We start from the raw sequence: 16,663 nt of genomic DNA on the forward strand, positions 1-16,663 counted from the left end.
TCGGGCCGCGCCTCTTGACGGGCCGGCCCGACACGGTCAGCCGGCTTCGGCCATCAGCTGCGCCATCACCGACTGGCGGACATCGGCGATGTGCTCCGCCATCAGCCGGGCGGCGAGGCCGGCGTCGCGCTGGCGGAAGGCGCCGAGGATGCGGTCGCGCTCCGCCGCCGCGCGTTCGGCGAAGTCCCGGCTGCGGTTGGCGATCACCCGGCACATCTGGATCTGCAGCGCCAGGCGCGACAGCGTGTCGACCAGGGCGTGATTATCCGACAGCTCGGCGATGAATTCGTGGAAGCGCCGGTCCTCCGCGGCATAGGCGGCCATGTCGTCCGACCGCAGCGCCTGGACGGCGCGGTCGAGCATCGCGGACAGCCGGTCGATGTCGCCGTCCGTCGCGCGCTCGACCGCCCGCCGCGCGGCCATCGCCTCCAGCGTCTCGCGCAGGTCGTACAGGTCCTCGACATCCTTGCGCGACAGCTGGCGCACGAAGAAGCCGCGATAGGGGCGGATCTCGATCAGCCCTTCCCGCTCCAGCGTGCCGATCGCCTCGCGGAACGGGGTGCGGCTGGTCGACAGCCGCTCGACCAGCTTCTTCTCGTCGATCGCCGCCCCGGCGGGCAGCTCGCCACTGACGATCATCCGGACCAGCTCGTCGCGGATCCGCTCGCGGAGGGTGAGATGTTTTTCAGCGCTCATGAGGGCAACCCTATCCGGCTTGTGAATAATACACAATATGCAATATGCTTTTGGCAATCGAAGAACAGGGAGGCAAGACATGGCCGTGCTGGTGATCGGGACCTGCGACACGAAGGCGGCGGAGCTGGCCTATGCCCGGGACTGCATCCGGGCGGCCGGCGCGGCGGCGCAGCTGGTCGATGTCGGCACCCGCGGCGGCGGGGACGAGGCCGATGTGACCGCCGCCGAGGTCGCCGGCCACCACCCGGACGGAGTGGCCGCGGTGCTCGGCGCCACCGACCGCGGCGTGGCGGTATCGGCGATGGCGGCCGCGCTGACGCGCTATCTGGCGACGCGCGACGACATCGACGCCGTGCTGGGGCTGGGCGGCACCGGCAACACCGCGCTGGTCACGGCGGCGCTGCGCGCCCTGCCGGTCGGGCTGCCGAAGCTGATGGTGTCGACCGTCGCCTCCGGCAATGTCGCGCCCTATGTCGGGGCGACGGACATCACAATGATGCATTCGGTGGTCGACATCGCCGGGCTGAACGCCATCAGCCGGCGGGTGATCGCCAACGCCGCCCATGCGGTGGCCGGCATGGCGACATGGCGGGCCGCTCCCGGCGCGGCCGACCGGCCGGCGATCGGCATGACCATGTTCGGCGTCACCACGCCCTGCGTGACCGAGGCCCGGCGCTTATTGGAGCAGGATCATGACTGCCTGGTGTTCCACGCCACCGGCACCGGCGGCCAATCGATGGAGAAGCTGGCCGATGGCGGCTTCCTGCGCGGCGTGATCGACGCCACCACCACCGAGGTCGCGGATTTCCTGGTCGGCGGCGTCTTCGCCTGCAGCGAGGACCGGTTCGGCGCGATCGCCCGCACCGGCCTGCCCTATGTCGGGTCGACCGGCGCCGCCGACATGGTGAATTTCGGCGCGATGGAGACGGTGCCGGAAAAATTCCGCGGCCGGCGCCTGCATGTCCACAACGCCCAGGTGACGCTGATGCGGACGACGCCGGAGGAGAATGCGGCGATCGGCGCCTGGATCGCCGCGCGGCTCAACCTCTGTCCCGGGCCGGTCCGCTTCCTGCTGCCGCTCGGCGGCGTCTCGGCCATCGACGCACCTGGCCAGCCCTTCCATGACCCCGCCGCCGACGAGGCCCTGTTCCAGGCCCTGCGCCGCGACCTGCGGCAGACCGCCGACCGGCGGCTGATCGAGCTGCCGCTGCACATCAACGACCCGGAGTTCGCGGCCGCGCTGGTGCGCGAGTTCCGGGCGATCGTCACCCCGTGATCCGAAGGACCGATAGGATGACCCGTTTCGCCCGCGCCGACCTCCTGGCCCGGTTCCGCCGCATGGTCGAACGGCGGGAGCCGATCGTCGGCGGCGGCGCCGGCACCGGCCTGTCCGCCAAATGCGAGGAGGCCGGCGGCATCGACCTGATCGTCATCTACAACTCCGGCCGCTACCGCATGGCCGGCCGCGGCTCGCTGGCCGGGCTGCTGGCCTATGGCAACGCCAACGAGATCGTGGTCGAGATGGCCCGCGAGGTGCTGCCGGTGGTGAAGCACACGCCAGTCATCGCCGGGGTCAACGGCACCGACCCGTTCCTGCTGACCGATCATTTCCTGGCCGGGCTCAAGGCCATGGGCTTCGCCGGGGTGCAGAACTTCCCGACCGTCGGCCTGATCGACGGCACCTTCCGCCAGAACCTGGAGGAGACCGGGATGGGCTATGGGCTGGAGGTCGAGATGATCGCCCGCGCCCACGCCCTCGATCTCCTGACCACGCCCTATGTGTTCTCGGCCGCGGAGGCGGTGGCGATGGCCGAGGCCGGGGCCGACATCATCGTGCCGCATATGGGCCTGACCACCGGCGGCGCGATCGGTGCCGAGACGGCCAAGACCTTGGACGACTGCGTCGCCCTGGTCGACGACTGGGCCGCGGCGGCGCTGGCGGTCCGCCCGGACATCATCGTGCTGTGCCATGGCGGGCCGATCGCGACGCCGGAGGACGCCGCCTACGTCCTGCAGCGCTGCCGCCATTGCCATGGCTTCTACGGCGCCAGCTCGATGGAGCGGCTGCCGACCGAGCAGGCCCTCACCGCCCAGACCCGCGCCTTCAAGCAGGTGACGTTCTGACGGGGCCGGGGCTCCGGCTCAGGCCCCGCATCCGTCGATCCAGCCGGGGGCGAGGCGCACATACTTGATCGCCCGCCGGTGCCAGGTGAAGGCCAGGTGGAGCGCCCCGTCCGGCCCCTCCAGCAGGGCCGGATAGGACAGCTCGCTGTTGCGGCCGTCGAGCGAGTTGTTGGTCAGGCAGGTTCCCGGGCCGTCCTCGACGATCCGGCGCAGGGGGAAGCTGCGGCCCTCATCCTCCGAGACGCAGAGGGCCAGCGGCGCGCGCGGCACGCCCCAGACCGGCGAGCACCCACCCTCGGCGTCGGGGCGCGAATCGCCTTCGCCGATCTCGTCGTAGAGCGACCGGCGCCGGTCCTGCGAGGTGGCGGCCGAGGACGGGTTGCACAGCAGCGCGACACGGCCGTCGGACAGGCGGATGGCGACGATCGAGGAGTTGTTGTTCGGCACGTCGGTGGGCTGAGGCACCGACCATGCGCGCCCGCCATCCAGGCTGTCCGACCGGTGCACGAAATCTGCCTGTCGGCGGCGGTAAAAGGCCACGACGCGCCCGCCCCCGAGCGGCACCAGCGTCATGTGCACCGAGCCGACCGAGCCGGATATTTCGGTGAGATCCCAGCTCTCGCCGCGGTCGCGGCTGACGGCGAGCGCGGAGGTGTCGTGGCTGCCGGTCCAGCGCCGGCCGGGCAGCCCGACGCAGCGGAACACCGGCATCACCCAGGCGCCGTCGTCGCGCACCACGATCGGCGCCCGCACGAAGCTGCCGCGCGGCAGGTCGAGCTCGCGCGCCGGCCCGGCGGAGAGCCGCCCGTCGGCGAGGTCGAGCGCCCGCCAGCGCAGCAGGCATTCGTCCTGGTTGCCCGCGGGCTGCGCGGTGTGGACCAGGGCCACGCCTCCGTCCGGATCGGTGAAGATCACCGGGTTCTGCTCGGACCGCGCGGGATCGCCGCTCGCCTGAAGCGGGGCGGTCCATTGCGCGGCGCCAGGCGCCAGGGCCGAGACGCGGATGGAGATGTCCGACGCCCCTTCGATGGTGCCGCCGAACCAGGCGCAGGCGAGCGAACCATCCGGCAGGAAAGCGAGGAAGGCGGCGTGGTTCTGCGCCACGGGCGACGGCAGGAAGGCCTCGAGCCGCCCCGCCGGACCGGGGGCGACGACACCCGTCATGCGCGCGGCAATCTCATCGGGGCTCAACGGTCCCTCCCAGATCGTGAATGGGCCGCACGATGCTGGCCGGGCAATCGGTTGTCAAGTTGTATCGCCGACTTCCCGAGACATCGGATCCAATAAATTATCTTCTATTTCAAATCGTTAAATACACTCTCCACCATGTGATGAACCTCACTGGCGCAACCAAAAAACCACAAGTTGACAACACGCAGCCGGAAACCTCATAGTCCGGGCAACAGGAAGGCGGGCATGCGGGAATCCTCGGCGGCATCGCCGCGCCCGGATGCCGGAACGACCATCGTCAGGGAGGCCAAGGGTGTTGCCCAGATTTCCGCTGATCGGCGCCGCGCTGGCGGTGCTGTCCTTCGGCCCGGCCTTCGCGCAGGCGAAGTCCGACGTCACCATCGTGCTGGGCGAGGACGTCGACCTGGTCGAGCCCTGCATGGCGACGCGCTCCAACATCGGCCGCATCATCCTGGAGAATGTCTCGGAGACGTTGACCGAGCTGGATGTGAGCGGCGGCAAGGGCCTGGCGCCGCGGCTGGCGGAGAGCTGGGAGGCGGTCAACGACAAGACCTGGCGCTTCCATCTGCGCCAGGGCGTCACCTTCTCCGACGGCACGGCCTTCGATGCCAATGACGTCAAGCACTCGCTCGAGCGCGCCCTGAGCGACAAGATCAGCTGCGAGGCGGCGCGCTATTTCGGCGGCATGACGATCTCGGCCCAGGTGGTGGACGATCACACCGTCGACATCACCACCGACCCCGCCCAGCCGATCCTGCCGCTGCTGATGTCGCTCTTGACCATCGTGCCGTCCGAGACGCCGGTCGAGTTCACGCGCAAGCCGGTCGGCACCGGCCCCTATGCGCTGTCGGAATGGACGCCCGGGCAGCGGATCGTCCTCGAACGCCGCGACGGCTACTGGGGCAAGCCGCCGGCCGTGACCAGGGCGACCTACGTGTTCCGCCCGGACTCCGCCGTCCGCGCGGCGATGGTGGAGACGGGCGAGGCCGACATCGCGCCGTCGATCTCGGAGCAGGACGCCACCAACGCCGCGACCGACTTCTCCTATCTGAACTCCGAGACCTTCTACCTGCGGCTCGACCATTCGATGCCGCCGCTGAATGACAAGCGTGTGCGCCAGGCGCTGAACATGGCGGTCGACCGCGAGGCCTTCATCGGCACGATCCTGCCGAAGGGGACGGAGCTGGCGACCGCCATCGTCCCGCCGACCACGCTGGGCTGGAACAAGGACGTCAAGGCACCGGCCTATGACCTGGACGGGGCGAAGGCCCTGCTGGCCCAGGCGAAGGCCGACGGCGTGCCGGTCGACACCAGGCTGGAGCTGGTCGGCCGCACCAACACCTTCCCGAACGTCACCGAGGTGATGGAGGCGCTGCTCGGCATGCTCCAGGAAGCCGGCTTCAACGTCGACCTGAAGATGCACGAGGTGGCGGAGTTCGAGGGCCTCTACTCCAAGCCCTACCCGGCAGGCCGCGCGCCGCAGCTGGTCGCGGCGCAGCACGACAACGCCAAGGGCGATCCGGTCTTCTCGATGTACTTCAAGTACCATTCGCAAGGCCGGCAGTCGGGCATCAGCGACCCGAAGGCCGACGAGCTGATCGCGAAGGCCAGCGCCGCCTCCGGCGACGAGCGCGCCAGGCTGTGGTCCCAGCTGTTCGCCTATCTCCACGACGACGTGGTGGCGGACGTGCTGCTGTTCCACATGGTCAGCTTCGCCCGGGTGAACGAGCGGATCGACTTCAAGCCGACCATCGCCACCAACTCGCAGCTCCAGCTCGCCGAGATCGGCTTCAAATAGGCGATCCCAGCAGAAGGCGGACCGGGAATGCTGAAACTCCTGAGGCAGCGCACGCTGGCCAGCCTGGCTTCCCTGGTCGGCCTGATCGTGCTGGTGTTCTTCCTGTCGCGGCTGACCGGCGACCCGACGTCGCTGTTCCTGCCGATCGACGCCTCCCAGGAGATGCGCGACCAGTTCCGCCGGATCCATGGCCTGGACGACCCGCTGCTGCTGCAGTTCGGCCGCTATCTCTGGGACCTGCTGCACCTCGATTTCGGCGAATCGATCCGCAAGGCGCGGCCGGCGATCGACGTGGTGCTCGAAGGCTTCGCCTGGACCCTGCAGCTGGCACTGATCACCATGGCGCTGGTGATGGCGGCGGCGGTGGCGGTCGGGTCGCTGGCCGCCTTCCGCATCGGCGGCGCCTTCGACCGCCTGGCCTCCACCGTCTCCCTGGTCGCCGCGGCCGCGCCGGATTTCTGGATCGCGATCGTCGCCATCGTCCTGTTCTCGATCAATCTCGGCTGGCTGCCCACCTCCGGCACCGGCACGCCGTGGCACTGGATCCTGCCGATCGCCGTGCTGTTCATCCGGCCCTTCGGCCTCCTGGTGCAGGTGGTGCGCGGGTCGATGCTGTCCGCGTTCGGCTCGGCCTATGTGAAGACGGCGCGCGCCAAGGGCGTCAGGAACACCTCCATCATCTTCGTCCACACGCTGCGCAACGCCGTGCTGCCGGTGATCACGGTGATGGGCGACCAGGCGGCGGCCCTGCTGAACGGCGCGGTGGTGGTCGAGACCATCTTCGGCTTCCCCGGCGTCGGCAAGCTGATGATCGACGCCATCCTGCAGCGCGACTTCAACGTCATCCTGGCCGCCATCACGGTGACCGCGGTCGCCATCTTCGTCATGAATCTGCTGATCGACCTCGCCTATGCCGTCCTCGATCCCCGCATCCGGCAGTAGTCCCGTGGCCGACGCGCCGCCCGCGACGGCTCCCGCTCCGGACGCCTGGTCGCCCGGTCGCGTCCTGCGCATGCTGTGGCGGGACAAGCTCGCCTTCGCCGCTGCGATCGTCCTGGTCGTGGTCGTGCTGTGCGCGATCCTGGGGCCGCATTTCCTGACCGAAGCCGCGTCGGCGCAGAATCTGCGCGGCCGCAACGCGCCGCCCTTCTCGCTCGGCCGCGGCTGGCTGTTCGTGCTCGGCGCCGACGCGCTGGGCCGGCCGCTGCTCGCGCGCATCGTCGTGGCGGCGCAGAACACGCTGGCGGTGGCGGCGGGCGCGGTGCTGTGCTCGGCCGTCCTGGGCGCGGCCCTGGGCCTGGTCGCCGGATATGGCGGCCGGCGCACCAGCCAGGCGATCATGCGGCTGGCCGACGTGATCATGTCCTTCCCGTCGCTGCTGCTGGCCGTGGTCGTGCTCTATGTGCTGGCGCCCTCGGTCGCCAACCTCGTGATCGTGCTCGCGATCACCCGCATCCCGGTCTATCTGCGCACCACCCGGGCCGAGGTGCTGGAGATCCGCGAGCGCATGTTCGTGCAGGCGGCGAAGGTGATGGGCGCCTCGCACCGGCGCATCGTCCTGCGCCACATCCTGCCGATCGTGCTGCCGACCCTCCTGACCATCGCCACGCTCGACTTCGCCTTCGTCATGCTGGCGGAATCCTCGCTGTCCTTCCTCGGCATCGGCATCCAGCCGCCGGAGATCACCTGGGGGCTGATGGTCAGCCAGGGGCGGGAGTACCTGCGCAACGCGTGGTGGCTCGCCTTCTGGCCGGGCTTGGCCATCATCCTGACCACCCTGTCCCTGAACCTGCTGTCGAACTGGCTGCGCGTCGCCCTCGACCCGGTGCAGCGCTGGCGGCTCGAGACGAGGGCGAAGACGAATGGCTGAGCACCTGCTCGAGATCCGCGACCTCGCCGTCCGCTTCCACACCGCGGGCGGCGTCGTCGATGCCGTCAAGGGCATCAGCTGGCATCTCGACCGCGGCGAGACCCTGGCCATCCTCGGCGAGAGCGGCTCGGGGAAATCGGTTTCGGCCTCGGCGATCCTGGACCTGATCGACCGGCCGCCGGGCGAGATCACCGGCGGCGAGATCCTGTTCGAGGGCCGGAACCTGTTCGAGCTTCCGGCCGAGGAGCGGCGCCGGATCAACGGCCGGCGCATCGCCATGATCTTCCAGGACCCGCTGAGCCATCTCAACCCGGTCTACAGCGTCGGCTGGCAGATCGTGGAGGCGATGACCGCCCATGGCGAGGCAAAGGACGCGGCATCCCGCCGGGCGCTGGCGCTGGTCCGCCGGGTCGGCATCCCCGATCCGGAGGCGGCGCTGCGCAAATACCCGCACCAGTTCTCCGGCGGCCAGCGCCAGCGGCTGATGATCGCCATGGCGCTGGCGCTGAAGCCCGACGTGCTGATCGCCGACGAGCCGACGACGGCGCTCGACGTCACTGTGCAGGCGGAGGTGCTGGCGCTGCTGGAGGAGCTGCAGCAGGAGACCGGAATGGGCCTGCTGCTGATCACCCACGACCTGGGCGTGGTGGCCGAGGTCGCCGACCGCGTCGTGGTGATGAATGCGGGCGAGATCGTCGAGACCGGCAGCGCCGCGGAGGTCTATCACCACCCGCGCCACCCCTACACCCGGCGCCTGATCGGGGCCGCGCGCGGCAAGGGCCGGATGCATGACCAGCCGGCGGCCGGCGCGCCGCTGCTGGCGGTGGACGGCGTCGCCAAGGCCTATGGCAGCTATCGGGCGCTCGACGGCGTCTCCTTCGCCCTGCATCGCGGCGAGACGCTGGCGATCGTCGGCGAGAGCGGCTCCGGCAAATCGACGCTGGCCCGGGTGCTGCTGCAGCTCGACACGCCGAGCGGCGGGCGGGCCCTGTGGCAGGGCCGCGACCTCTTCGCCATGCCGCCGAAGGAGCTGTTCGGCCTGCGGCGGCAGATGCAGATGGTGTTCCAGGACCCGACCCAGTCGCTCAACCCGCGCATGAATGTGCACGACCTGATCGCCGAGGCCTGGGCGATCCATCCCGGGATCCTGCCGAAAGCCCGGTGGCGCAACCGGGTGGCGGAGCTGCTGGCGCAGGTCGGGCTGTCTCCGGACTGCGCCCGGCGCTATCCGCACCAGTTCTCCGGCGGCCAGCGCCAGCGCATCGCCATCGCCCGCGCTTTGGCGCTGGAGCCGGAGCTGATCGTCTGCGACGAGGCGGTCTCGGCGCTCGACGTCTCGGTCCAGGCGCAGGTCATCGCGCTGCTCGACCGGCTGCGGCGGGAGCTCGGCATCGCTTTCATCTTCATCGCCCACGACCTGCCCGTGGTGCGGGACTTCGCCGACCGCGTCATCGTCATGCGCGCCGGCCGCATCGTCGAAAGCGGCACCGTGCGCGAGATCTTCGAGGCGCCGCGCGAGCCCTATACAAGGGCGCTGCTGGCGGCGGGGCTCGACCCCGACCCGCAGGTGCAGGCCGCCCGGCGCGAGGCGCGGCGCCTCGCGTCATAGAGCCGCCTGCGGCCCCTAGCCCGGCTTCGGCAGGCCGGCCAGGCTTTCCACCGGCACCACCGGCAGCACGATCCTGGACGGATGCGCGCGGTCGAGATGGATCCGGTTGGTCGCCACCCGCTTCAGCCGCCCCGTGCCCTCCGGCTCGCCGCTGTTCGGGTTGACGTCGTATTTCGGGAAGTTGCTGGAGGAGATGTCGAGCCGGATGCGGTGGCCGGCCTTGAACAGGTTGGCGGTGGCGAAGGGCTCGATGGTGATGGCGTAGACCCGCCCCGGCTCCAGCGGCGATGGGCTTTCCCAGCTGTCGCGGTAGCGGCAGCGCAGGATGCCATCGGTCAGGTTCAGGGCGAAGCCCTTCGGGTCGTCGGCGGTCGGCGGATGCACGTCGATCAGCTTGGCGGTGAAGTCCGTGTCCGGCGCGTCGGAGGAGACGAAGAGCCGGACCTCGATCGGCCCGACCACCGCCATGTCCCCGGCCAGCGGCTCGGTCTCGAACACCACCACGTCGGGGCGGGCGGACAGCGGCAGGCCGGGCCGGCGGCTGCCGAAGAAGCGCTCGCCCTCGGTCTGGTCGAAGCCGCCGCCCTCGAACACCGGCTGGCCGGAGGTCAGGGCGCCGCCGATGGTCGGCACCGGGTTCGCCGGGTCGAACTGGTAGGCGATCGACGCCTCCGCCGCCTCCGGCACCGCCGGGTCCAACCGGCCGTCGGCATGCAAATGGTAGTCGGTGAAGACGGTGCCGGGCAGCGGCCAGTCCGCCGCCGCGATCCAGCGCCCGCCATGGTCCAGCCGGCCCTCCGCCGTGCGCCGGCCGCTGCCGCCGCCCATCAGGAACAGCCGCGCCGCCGGCTCCGCCTCCGCGCCGTTGCCGACGCCCTTCAGCCAGCGGTCGAACCAGCGGCGGCGGAAGTCGAGCCAGCTGGTGGTGACGTTGCCGTCGATCGTCGCCGCCGGCCCGAACTCGGTGTCGCCCGAGAAGGTGGTGTTGCGGTTGCCGTGCAGCCACGGGCCCATGATCAGCTTGACCGGCGCCGACCGGCCGCTGAGGGCGGCAAAATTCTCCATCGTGGTGCGGACATAGGCGTCGTACCAGCTGGACATCAGCACCATGGGCACGTCCGGGAAGCGGTCGTACCAGCCCTCGGCATAGATGCCGAGCTGCTTCCAGTAGTCGCCGAACGACCCCTGGGTCCATTGCTCGAACAGATAGGCCTCGTAGTCCGGCACCGCGCGCACCGGCGAATGGGCCGGCCGCCAGGGCATGGCGGCGAACCAGGCGCGCAGATCCTCGGCCTCCAGCGCCGCCATCACCTTGGGATCGGCCAGCGCCGCCGGGCTCTCCTTGGCCTGGTTGAAGGCCCAGGTCGCCTGCTTCAGCTCGAAGGCGCCGCCCTGGCGGATGCCGCAATGGTAGGCGTTCGAGAAGCCGCCCGAATCCACCACCATGCAGGCCAGGCCCGGCGGGTTCAGGCAGGCCAGCGCGAACTGGGTGTGGGCGGCGTAGGACAGGCCCATGGTGCCGACCTTGCCGTTCGACCAGGGCTGGGCCGTGATCCATTCGACCGTGTCGTAACCGTCCGGCCCTTCGGAGGTGTACTTCGTGAACACTCCCGCGGAGCCGTGGCGGCCGCGGCAATCCTGGTAGACCACGGCATAGCCGGCGCGGACGAAATGCGCCGCCACCTGCGGCCGGGTCATCGGCCCGTCCATCCCGACCCCGATCTCGGAGCGCGACAGCTCGGCCTTGCCGTAGGGCGTGCGCTCCAGGATCGCCGGCAGCGGGGCGTCGACGCCGATGCGGTGGCCGGCCGGCAGGTACACGTCGGTCGCCAGCCGCACGCCGTCGCGCACGGTGACCATCCGGTCGCGCAGCACCTGGATCTCGCTCACTTGGCCGCCTCCGCATAGGTGGCGAGGGTCCATTCGTTCTTGTTGGCGCGGTAGGTGATGCCGTTCCGCGCCGCCCAGTGCACGGTCGGGAAGTACAGCGGCACGATGCCGACATCGCCGAAGCCGATCCGCGCCGCCTGCTCCAGCAGCTGGTTGCGCTTGGCCTCGTCGAACTCCGCCAGCGCCTGCTTCAGCACCGCGTCGAATTCCGGGTTCGAGTAGCGGGCGCGGTTGAAGGCGCCTTTGCCGGCCTCCTTGTCATAGGTCGCCAGCACATTGGTCAGGGCGTTGGCCGAGTTGCTGTTGCTGTTGCCGAAGCTGAAGATGAAGGCGCTGTATTCCTGCTTCGAGGCGGCGCCGGCATAGACGTTGTAGGGCTGGGTGACCACGCCGTTGATCTTCAGCCCGCCGCGCGCCAGCATCTGGCCGATCGCCTGGGCGATGTCGGCGTCGCCGGCGAAGCGGTCGTTCGAGGAATGCACCGTCAGCCCGAAGCCGTCGCCATAGCCGGCCTCGGCCAGCAGGTTTTTCGCGCCGGCCGCGTCATAGGCCTCGGGCTTCACATCGGCCGCATAGCCGCCCAGCCCTTCCGGCACGATCTGCCCGGCCGGCGTGCCGGAGCCGTTCAGCAGGCGCTGGATGATCAGGTCGCGGTTGATCAGCTTCGAGACGGCGAGCCGCACCCGCTTGTCCTTCAGCGGGTTGGCCGCCAGCGGCTGGCCATCCTTGCCGGTGACGAACGGGCTCTGGTCCCGCGCCGAATCCAGCGCCAGGTAGATCAGCCGGCCGGAGGTGGTGGAGTAGACCTTGGCCTTGCCGCTGCTCTCGACCGTGGCCACGTCGTTCGGCGGCACGCCGTCGATCAGGTCGACCGACCCGGACAGCAGCGCCGCCATCCGCGCCGCGTCGTTCGAGATGAACTTGATGGTGACGTTCTCGAAGGCCGGCTTGTCGCCCCAGTAATGCGGGTTCGGCGCCAGCACCAGCCGGTCGCCCGGCACCCATTGCTTGAACACGTACGGCCCGGTGCCGACCGCGGCGGCGCCGGAGTTGAAGTCGCTGGTCGCCTTCCCCTCCGATGCCTTCTTCGAGACGATGTAGACGAGGCCGACCTGCTCGATGAATTGCGGCGTCGGCGCCTTGGTCTTGAAGCGGACCGTCAGCGGGTCGACCGCGGTCATCTCCGCGATGCTGCCGACCGCGCCGGTGAAGGGGGCCGGGCTGTTCGGCACCGATTTGGCGCGGTCGAGCGAGAAGATCACGTCATCGGCCGTCAGCTCCGAGCCGTCGCTGAACTTGACGCCGGGCCGCAGCTTGACCTCCCAGGTCGTCGGGTCGACCGAGGTCCAGGACAGGGCCAGCGCCGGCTGCACCTGCAGGTTCTCGTCGGTCTGCACCAGCCGGTCGAACATGTGCTGCGAGATCGACTGGTTGTTGCCGGTGCGCGAGAATTGCGGGTCGATGGCGGAAGGCTCGGTCGCCGTGCCGATGGTCAGCTCGGCGGCCTGGGCGCTGCCGAGGCTCGCGGCGCTCAGCGCCAGGGCCAGGGCGACGCCGCCCAAGGTCTTCCGCATCATCGACATCGTGCTCTCCTCTGTTGGTATCGGGCGCGTTCCGCGCCTCAGATCAGGTGGCAGGCGGCCTGGTGGCCGGGCGCGACCGGGCGCAGCGCCGGCCGCTCCGCGCGGCAGCGGTCGGTCGCCATCGGGCAGCGCGGGTGGAAATGGCAGCCGCCGGGCGGGTGCAGCGGCGACGGGATCTCGCCCCTGATCGTCTCGAACTTCCGCTTGCGGTTGCTCAGCCGCGGCACCTCGTTCAGCAGGGCCACGGTGTAGGGATGCAGCGGCCGGTCGAACAGCTCGGCGGTCGCCGCGGTCTCGACCACCCGGCCGAGATACATGATGACCACCCGGTCGCTGATATGCTCGACCACGCCGAGGTCGTGGCTGATGAACAGGTAGGTCAGGCCGAGATCCTGCCGCAGCTCCAGGAACAGGTTCAGGATCTGCGCCTGGATCGAGACGTCGAGCGCGGCGATGGATTCGTCGCAGACCAGGAAGTCCGGCTTCACCGCCAGGGCCCGGGCGATGCCGATGCGCTGGCGCTGGCCGCCGGAGAACTGGTGCGGGAAGCGGTCGCGATAGGCGGGGTCCAGCCCGACCCGGCGCATCACCTCCTGGACGTAGCCGTCGGCCTCGCGCCGGCGCACCAGCCCGTGCACCCGCGGCGCCTCGCCGATGATGTCGCGCACCCGCTTGCGCGGGTTCAGCGAGGCGAAGGGGTCCTGGAAGATCATCTGCGCCTTCAGCCGGGCGTCATGCGCCGCCTCGCCGGCCAGCCCGTCAATGTCCCGGCCGCGCCAGCGGAGGGCGCCGTCGCTCTTCGGCAGGATGCCGGCCATCATCCGGCCCAGCGTGGACTTGCCGCAGCCGGATTCGCCGACCAGCCCGACCACCTCGCCCGGCGCCACCGCCAGGTCGACGCCGTCGACGGCATGCACCGTCCGCTCCTCGACCTTGGCGCCCAGGAAGCGCGCCGCCTTCTCGGCATAGTCCAGCCGCCTGGTGAAGCGCTTGCCCAGGCCGGCGGCCTCGATCAGGGGCGGGGTCATGCGCGCGCCTCCAGCTGCGGGTGGAAGCAGCGGAAGGCGCGGTCGCCCCGCCAACTGGTCTCCGGCGCCGCCATGCAGGCGCCCGTGGCGCGGCCGCAACGCGGCCGGAAGGCGCAGCCCTCGGGCAGCGACAGCGGCGACGGCGCCATGCCGGGGATCTGGAACAGGTTCGCGCCGCGCGGCCGGTCGCCGGGCACCGAGCCGATCAGCCCGATGGTGTAGGGATGCGCCGGCCGGTCGATCACCTCGTCGACCGTTCCGGTCTCGACCACCTTCCCGGCATACATGACGCAGATCCGGTCGGCCAGGGCGGCGACCACCGCCAGGTCGTGGCTGACCCAGATCAGCGCCGTGCCGGTCTCGCGGCACAGTGTCTGCACCTGGGCCAGGATCTGCGCCTGGATGGTGACGTCCAGCGCCGTGGTCGGCTCGTCGGCGATGATCAGGTCGGGCTTGTGCAGCAGGGCGATGGCGATCGCCACGCGCTGGCGCATGCCGCCTGAGAACTGGTGCGGATAGGCGCGCAGCCGCTCCTCCGGCGACGGGATGCCGACCCGGCCCAGCGCGTCGCGGCAGCGGGCCACGGCCTCGGCCCGCGACACCCGCTCATGCGCCTGGATGGTCTCGACCATCTGGGTCTCGACCCTGAGGACCGGGTTCAGGGTCATCATCGGGTCCTGGAAGATCATGGCGATGCGGTTGCCGCGCAGCTGCCGCAGCCGCTCCGCCGGCAGCGCCGCCAGATCCTCGCCCTTGAACAGAATCCGGCCGCCGACCACCCGGCCCGGCGGGTCGACCAGGCCGAGGATGGAGAAGCCGGTGATCGACTTGCCGGAGCCGGATTCGCCGACCAGCCCCAGCACCTCGCCGCGGTCGACCCGGAAGCTGACGCCGTCGACGGCGCGCACGACGCCCGCCTTGGTGAAGAAATGCGTCTGCAGATTCTCGACGCTGAGCGTGGGGGCGGTCATGTGCGGGCCCTCACCTCTGCAGCCGGGGATTCAGCGCCTCGCGCAGACGGTCGCCGACGATGTTGATCGAGAAGATCAAGGCCAGCAGCAGCAGGCCCGGGAACACGCTGATCCAGTACAGCCCGGCCAGCAGCACCTGGTAGCCGTTGGCGATCAAGAGGCCGAGCGACGGCTCGGTGATCGGCAGGCCGATGCCGAGGAAGCTCAAGGTCGCCTCGGCCGCGATCGCATGCGCCACCTGGATGGTGCCGATCACGATCACTGGCGGCAGGCAGTTCGGCAGCAGGTGGCTGAACAGGATGCGCGCGCGGCTCAATCCCAGGCACTGCGCCGCCTCGACATACTCCTTGCCGCGCTCGACCAGCGCCGCGGCGCGGACGGCGCGGGCGAAATAGGCCCACTGCACGACCACCAGGGCCAGGATGACCTTGCCCACCCCCTGCCCCAGCACCGCCAGCATCATCAGCGCGACCAGGATGGTGGGAAAGCCCAGCATCAGGTCGACGACGCGCATGACCAGCGTGTCGATCCTGCCGCCGACATAGGCGGCGACGAGGCCGAGCGTGGTGCCGACGGCCAGGGCGAAGACGCCGGACAGCACGCCGACGCCCAGGCTGGTGCGCAGCCCGTACAGCATCGCCGAGAGCATGTCGCGGCCCTGGGCGTCGGTGCCGAGCCAGTAGGTCCAGCCGTCCATGCTCTCGCTGCCCGGCGGCAGGCGGCCGTCCATGATGCTGAGCGAGGCCAGGTCGTAGGGATCCTGCGGCGCGATCCGGGGCGCGAACAGGGCGACCAGGATCAGCGCCAGGCAGGCGATGGCGGCGAGCGTCGCGGCCTTGCTGTCCAGGATGCCGCGCAGCGCCTGGGCCAGGATGCCGTCGCCGAGCAGCGGCTTGCGGGCGGTCACGGCGTCGCTCATGCGTCGGACAGCCGGACGCGGGGGTCGAGCACGGAGTAGAGGATGTCGACCACCAGGTTGATGACGATGAACATGGCGACGACGATCAGCAGGTAGGCGACGATCACCGGCCGGTCGAGCCGCATGATGCTGTCGATGATCAGCTTGCCGACGCCGGGCCAGGCGAAGATGGTCTCGGTCACCGTGGCGAAGGCGATCAGCGACCCGAACTCCATCCCGACCACGGTGACGATCGGGATCAGGATGGTCTTCAGCACATGCACGAAGATCACCCGCCGCTCGGTCAGCCCCTTGGCGCGGGCGAACTTCACGAAGTCCAGCGGCAGGGTCTCGCGCATGCCGCTGCGGGTCAGGCGGATGATCAGCGAGACGTTGAACAGCGACAGGTTGATCGCCGGCAGGATCAGATGGGTCAGGCCGTCCCAGGTGGCGAGGCTGGTGTGCAGGCCCAGCACCTCCCCGGTGGCGCCGCGGCCGGTGGAGGGCAGCCAGCCGAGCATGACCGAGAAGATCATGATCAGCATCATGCCCTGCCAGAAATTCGGCAGGCTGAAGCCGAGGATCGACCCGGTCATCACCGTGCGATCGAAGCGGCTGCCGGCCTTCAGCCCCGACAGCACGCCGAGCGGGATGCCGATGACCAGCGACAGCAGCAGGGCGATGAAGGCCAGCTCCAGCGTCGCCGGCAGCCGCTCGAAGATCAGGCTGATCGAGGGCTGGTTGAAGACGAAGGACCGGCCCAGGTCGCCATGCAGCGCATTGCCGAGGAAGGTCAGGTACTGCCGCCACAGCGGCTGGTCGAGGCCGAGCGACTGGACCGCCTGGGCGATCTCGGCCTGCGAGGCGTCGGCCGGCACCAGGATCTCGATCGGGTTGCCGATGGCGTAGACGCCGAGGAAGACGAGGACCGAGGTGATCAGCAGCACGAAGCCGCTCTGCACCAGCCGGCGGATGATGAAGACGGTCATGGGCTATCCGCCAGCC

14 protein-coding genes are annotated in these 16,663 nt (G+C 70.0%); 6 read left to right on the plus strand and 8 right to left on the minus strand.

The window, feature by feature from the left end; translation table 11 throughout:
- Positions 1 to 36 precede the first annotated feature (36 nt).
- Positions 37 to 696 (minus strand): GntR family transcriptional regulator, encoded by a 660-nt coding sequence (locus tag ACFW16_RS02835; protein WP_380301662.1) that lies wholly within the window; start codon positions 694 to 696, stop codon positions 37 to 39.
- Positions 697 to 775: 79 nt separating this feature from the next.
- Here ACFW16_RS02835 and ACFW16_RS02840 point away from each other — a divergent pair, with 79 nt between their 5' ends.
- Both ACFW16_RS02840 and ACFW16_RS02845 read left to right on the plus strand, forming a co-directional pair.
- Positions 776 to 1,972, plus strand: a complete 1,197-nt coding sequence (locus ACFW16_RS02840) for a Tm-1-like ATP-binding domain-containing protein (protein ID WP_380301664.1) — start codon at positions 776 to 778, stop codon at positions 1,970 to 1,972.
- Positions 1,973 to 1,989: 17 nt separating this feature from the next.
- Positions 1,990 to 2,820 (plus strand): phosphoenolpyruvate hydrolase family protein, encoded by an 831-nt coding sequence (locus ACFW16_RS02845; protein WP_380301666.1) that lies wholly within the window; start codon positions 1,990 to 1,992, stop codon positions 2,818 to 2,820.
- Positions 2,821 to 2,838: 18 nt separating this feature from the next.
- On the opposite strand, the gene ACFW16_RS02850 is transcribed toward ACFW16_RS02845, so the two are convergent.
- Positions 2,839 to 3,984: an exo-alpha-sialidase gene (locus tag ACFW16_RS02850; RefSeq protein ID WP_380301668.1), complete on the minus strand. Its 1,146-nt coding sequence runs from the start codon at positions 3,982 to 3,984 to the stop codon at positions 2,839 to 2,841.
- Between the two features lie 322 nt (positions 3,985 to 4,306).
- Here ACFW16_RS02850 and ACFW16_RS02855 point away from each other — a divergent pair, with 322 nt between their 5' ends.
- The 4 genes from ACFW16_RS02855 to ACFW16_RS02870 are packed head-to-tail and all read left to right on the plus strand — an operon-like array spanning position 4,307 to position 9,288.
- On the plus strand, positions 4,307 to 5,809 hold the full coding sequence (locus ACFW16_RS02855) for an ABC transporter substrate-binding protein (protein ID WP_380301670.1): 1,503 nt from the start codon (positions 4,307 to 4,309) through the stop codon (positions 5,807 to 5,809).
- Between the two features lie 27 nt (positions 5,810 to 5,836).
- Complete coding sequence (locus tag ACFW16_RS02860) at positions 5,837 to 6,751, plus strand: ABC transporter permease (protein WP_380301672.1); 915 nt, start codon at positions 5,837 to 5,839, stop codon at positions 6,749 to 6,751.
- A 4-nt stretch (positions 6,752 to 6,755) separates the two neighbouring features.
- Positions 6,756 to 7,679 (plus strand): ABC transporter permease, encoded by a 924-nt coding sequence (locus ACFW16_RS02865; protein ID WP_380301674.1) that lies wholly within the window; start codon positions 6,756 to 6,758, stop codon positions 7,677 to 7,679.
- A complete protein-coding gene (locus tag ACFW16_RS02870; protein WP_380301676.1) occupies positions 7,672 to 9,288 on the plus strand; it encodes an ABC transporter ATP-binding protein in 1,617 nt (538 codons plus the stop codon). The genes ACFW16_RS02865 and ACFW16_RS02870 overlap by 8 nt, the downstream gene beginning before the upstream one ends.
- A gap of 15 nt (positions 9,289 to 9,303) precedes the next feature.
- Here ACFW16_RS02870 and ACFW16_RS02875 read toward each other — a convergent pair whose 3' ends face one another.
- Genes ACFW16_RS02875 through ACFW16_RS02900 form a run of 6 tightly spaced genes read right to left on the minus strand, consistent with a single transcriptional unit; the run spans position 9,304 to position 16,647 of the window.
- Complete coding sequence (locus tag ACFW16_RS02875; RefSeq protein WP_380301678.1) at positions 9,304 to 11,178, minus strand: CocE/NonD family hydrolase; 1,875 nt, start codon at positions 11,176 to 11,178, stop codon at positions 9,304 to 9,306.
- Positions 11,175 to 12,761 carry an ABC transporter substrate-binding protein gene (locus tag ACFW16_RS02880; protein WP_380301680.1) on the minus strand — a complete coding sequence of 529 codons (1,587 nt, stop codon included), beginning with the start codon at positions 12,759 to 12,761 and terminating at the stop codon, positions 11,175 to 11,177. Before ACFW16_RS02880 ends, ACFW16_RS02875 begins: the two co-directional genes overlap by 4 nt.
- Positions 12,762 to 12,799: 38 nt before the next feature.
- Positions 12,800 to 13,789 (minus strand): ABC transporter ATP-binding protein, encoded by a 990-nt coding sequence (locus tag ACFW16_RS02885; RefSeq protein ID WP_380301682.1) that lies wholly within the window; start codon positions 13,787 to 13,789, stop codon positions 12,800 to 12,802.
- A complete protein-coding gene (locus ACFW16_RS02890) occupies positions 13,786 to 14,760 on the minus strand; it encodes an ABC transporter ATP-binding protein (protein WP_380301684.1) in 975 nt (324 codons plus the stop codon). The genes ACFW16_RS02885 and ACFW16_RS02890 overlap by 4 nt, the downstream gene beginning before the upstream one ends.
- Positions 14,761 to 14,770: 10 nt before the next feature.
- Positions 14,771 to 15,679 carry an ABC transporter permease gene (locus ACFW16_RS02895; RefSeq protein WP_380301686.1) on the minus strand — a complete coding sequence of 303 codons (909 nt, stop codon included), beginning with the start codon at positions 15,677 to 15,679 and terminating at the stop codon, positions 14,771 to 14,773.
- Complete coding sequence (locus tag ACFW16_RS02900; protein WP_380301688.1) at positions 15,676 to 16,647, minus strand: ABC transporter permease; 972 nt, start codon at positions 16,645 to 16,647, stop codon at positions 15,676 to 15,678. Before ACFW16_RS02900 ends, ACFW16_RS02895 begins: the two co-directional genes overlap by 4 nt.
- Positions 16,648 to 16,663 lie beyond the last annotated feature (16 nt).

Origin of the sequence: Inquilinus sp. NPDC058860, from assembly GCF_042743185.1 — a bacterium.
Lineage (GTDB): Bacteria > Pseudomonadota > Alphaproteobacteria > DSM-16000 > Inquilinaceae > Inquilinus.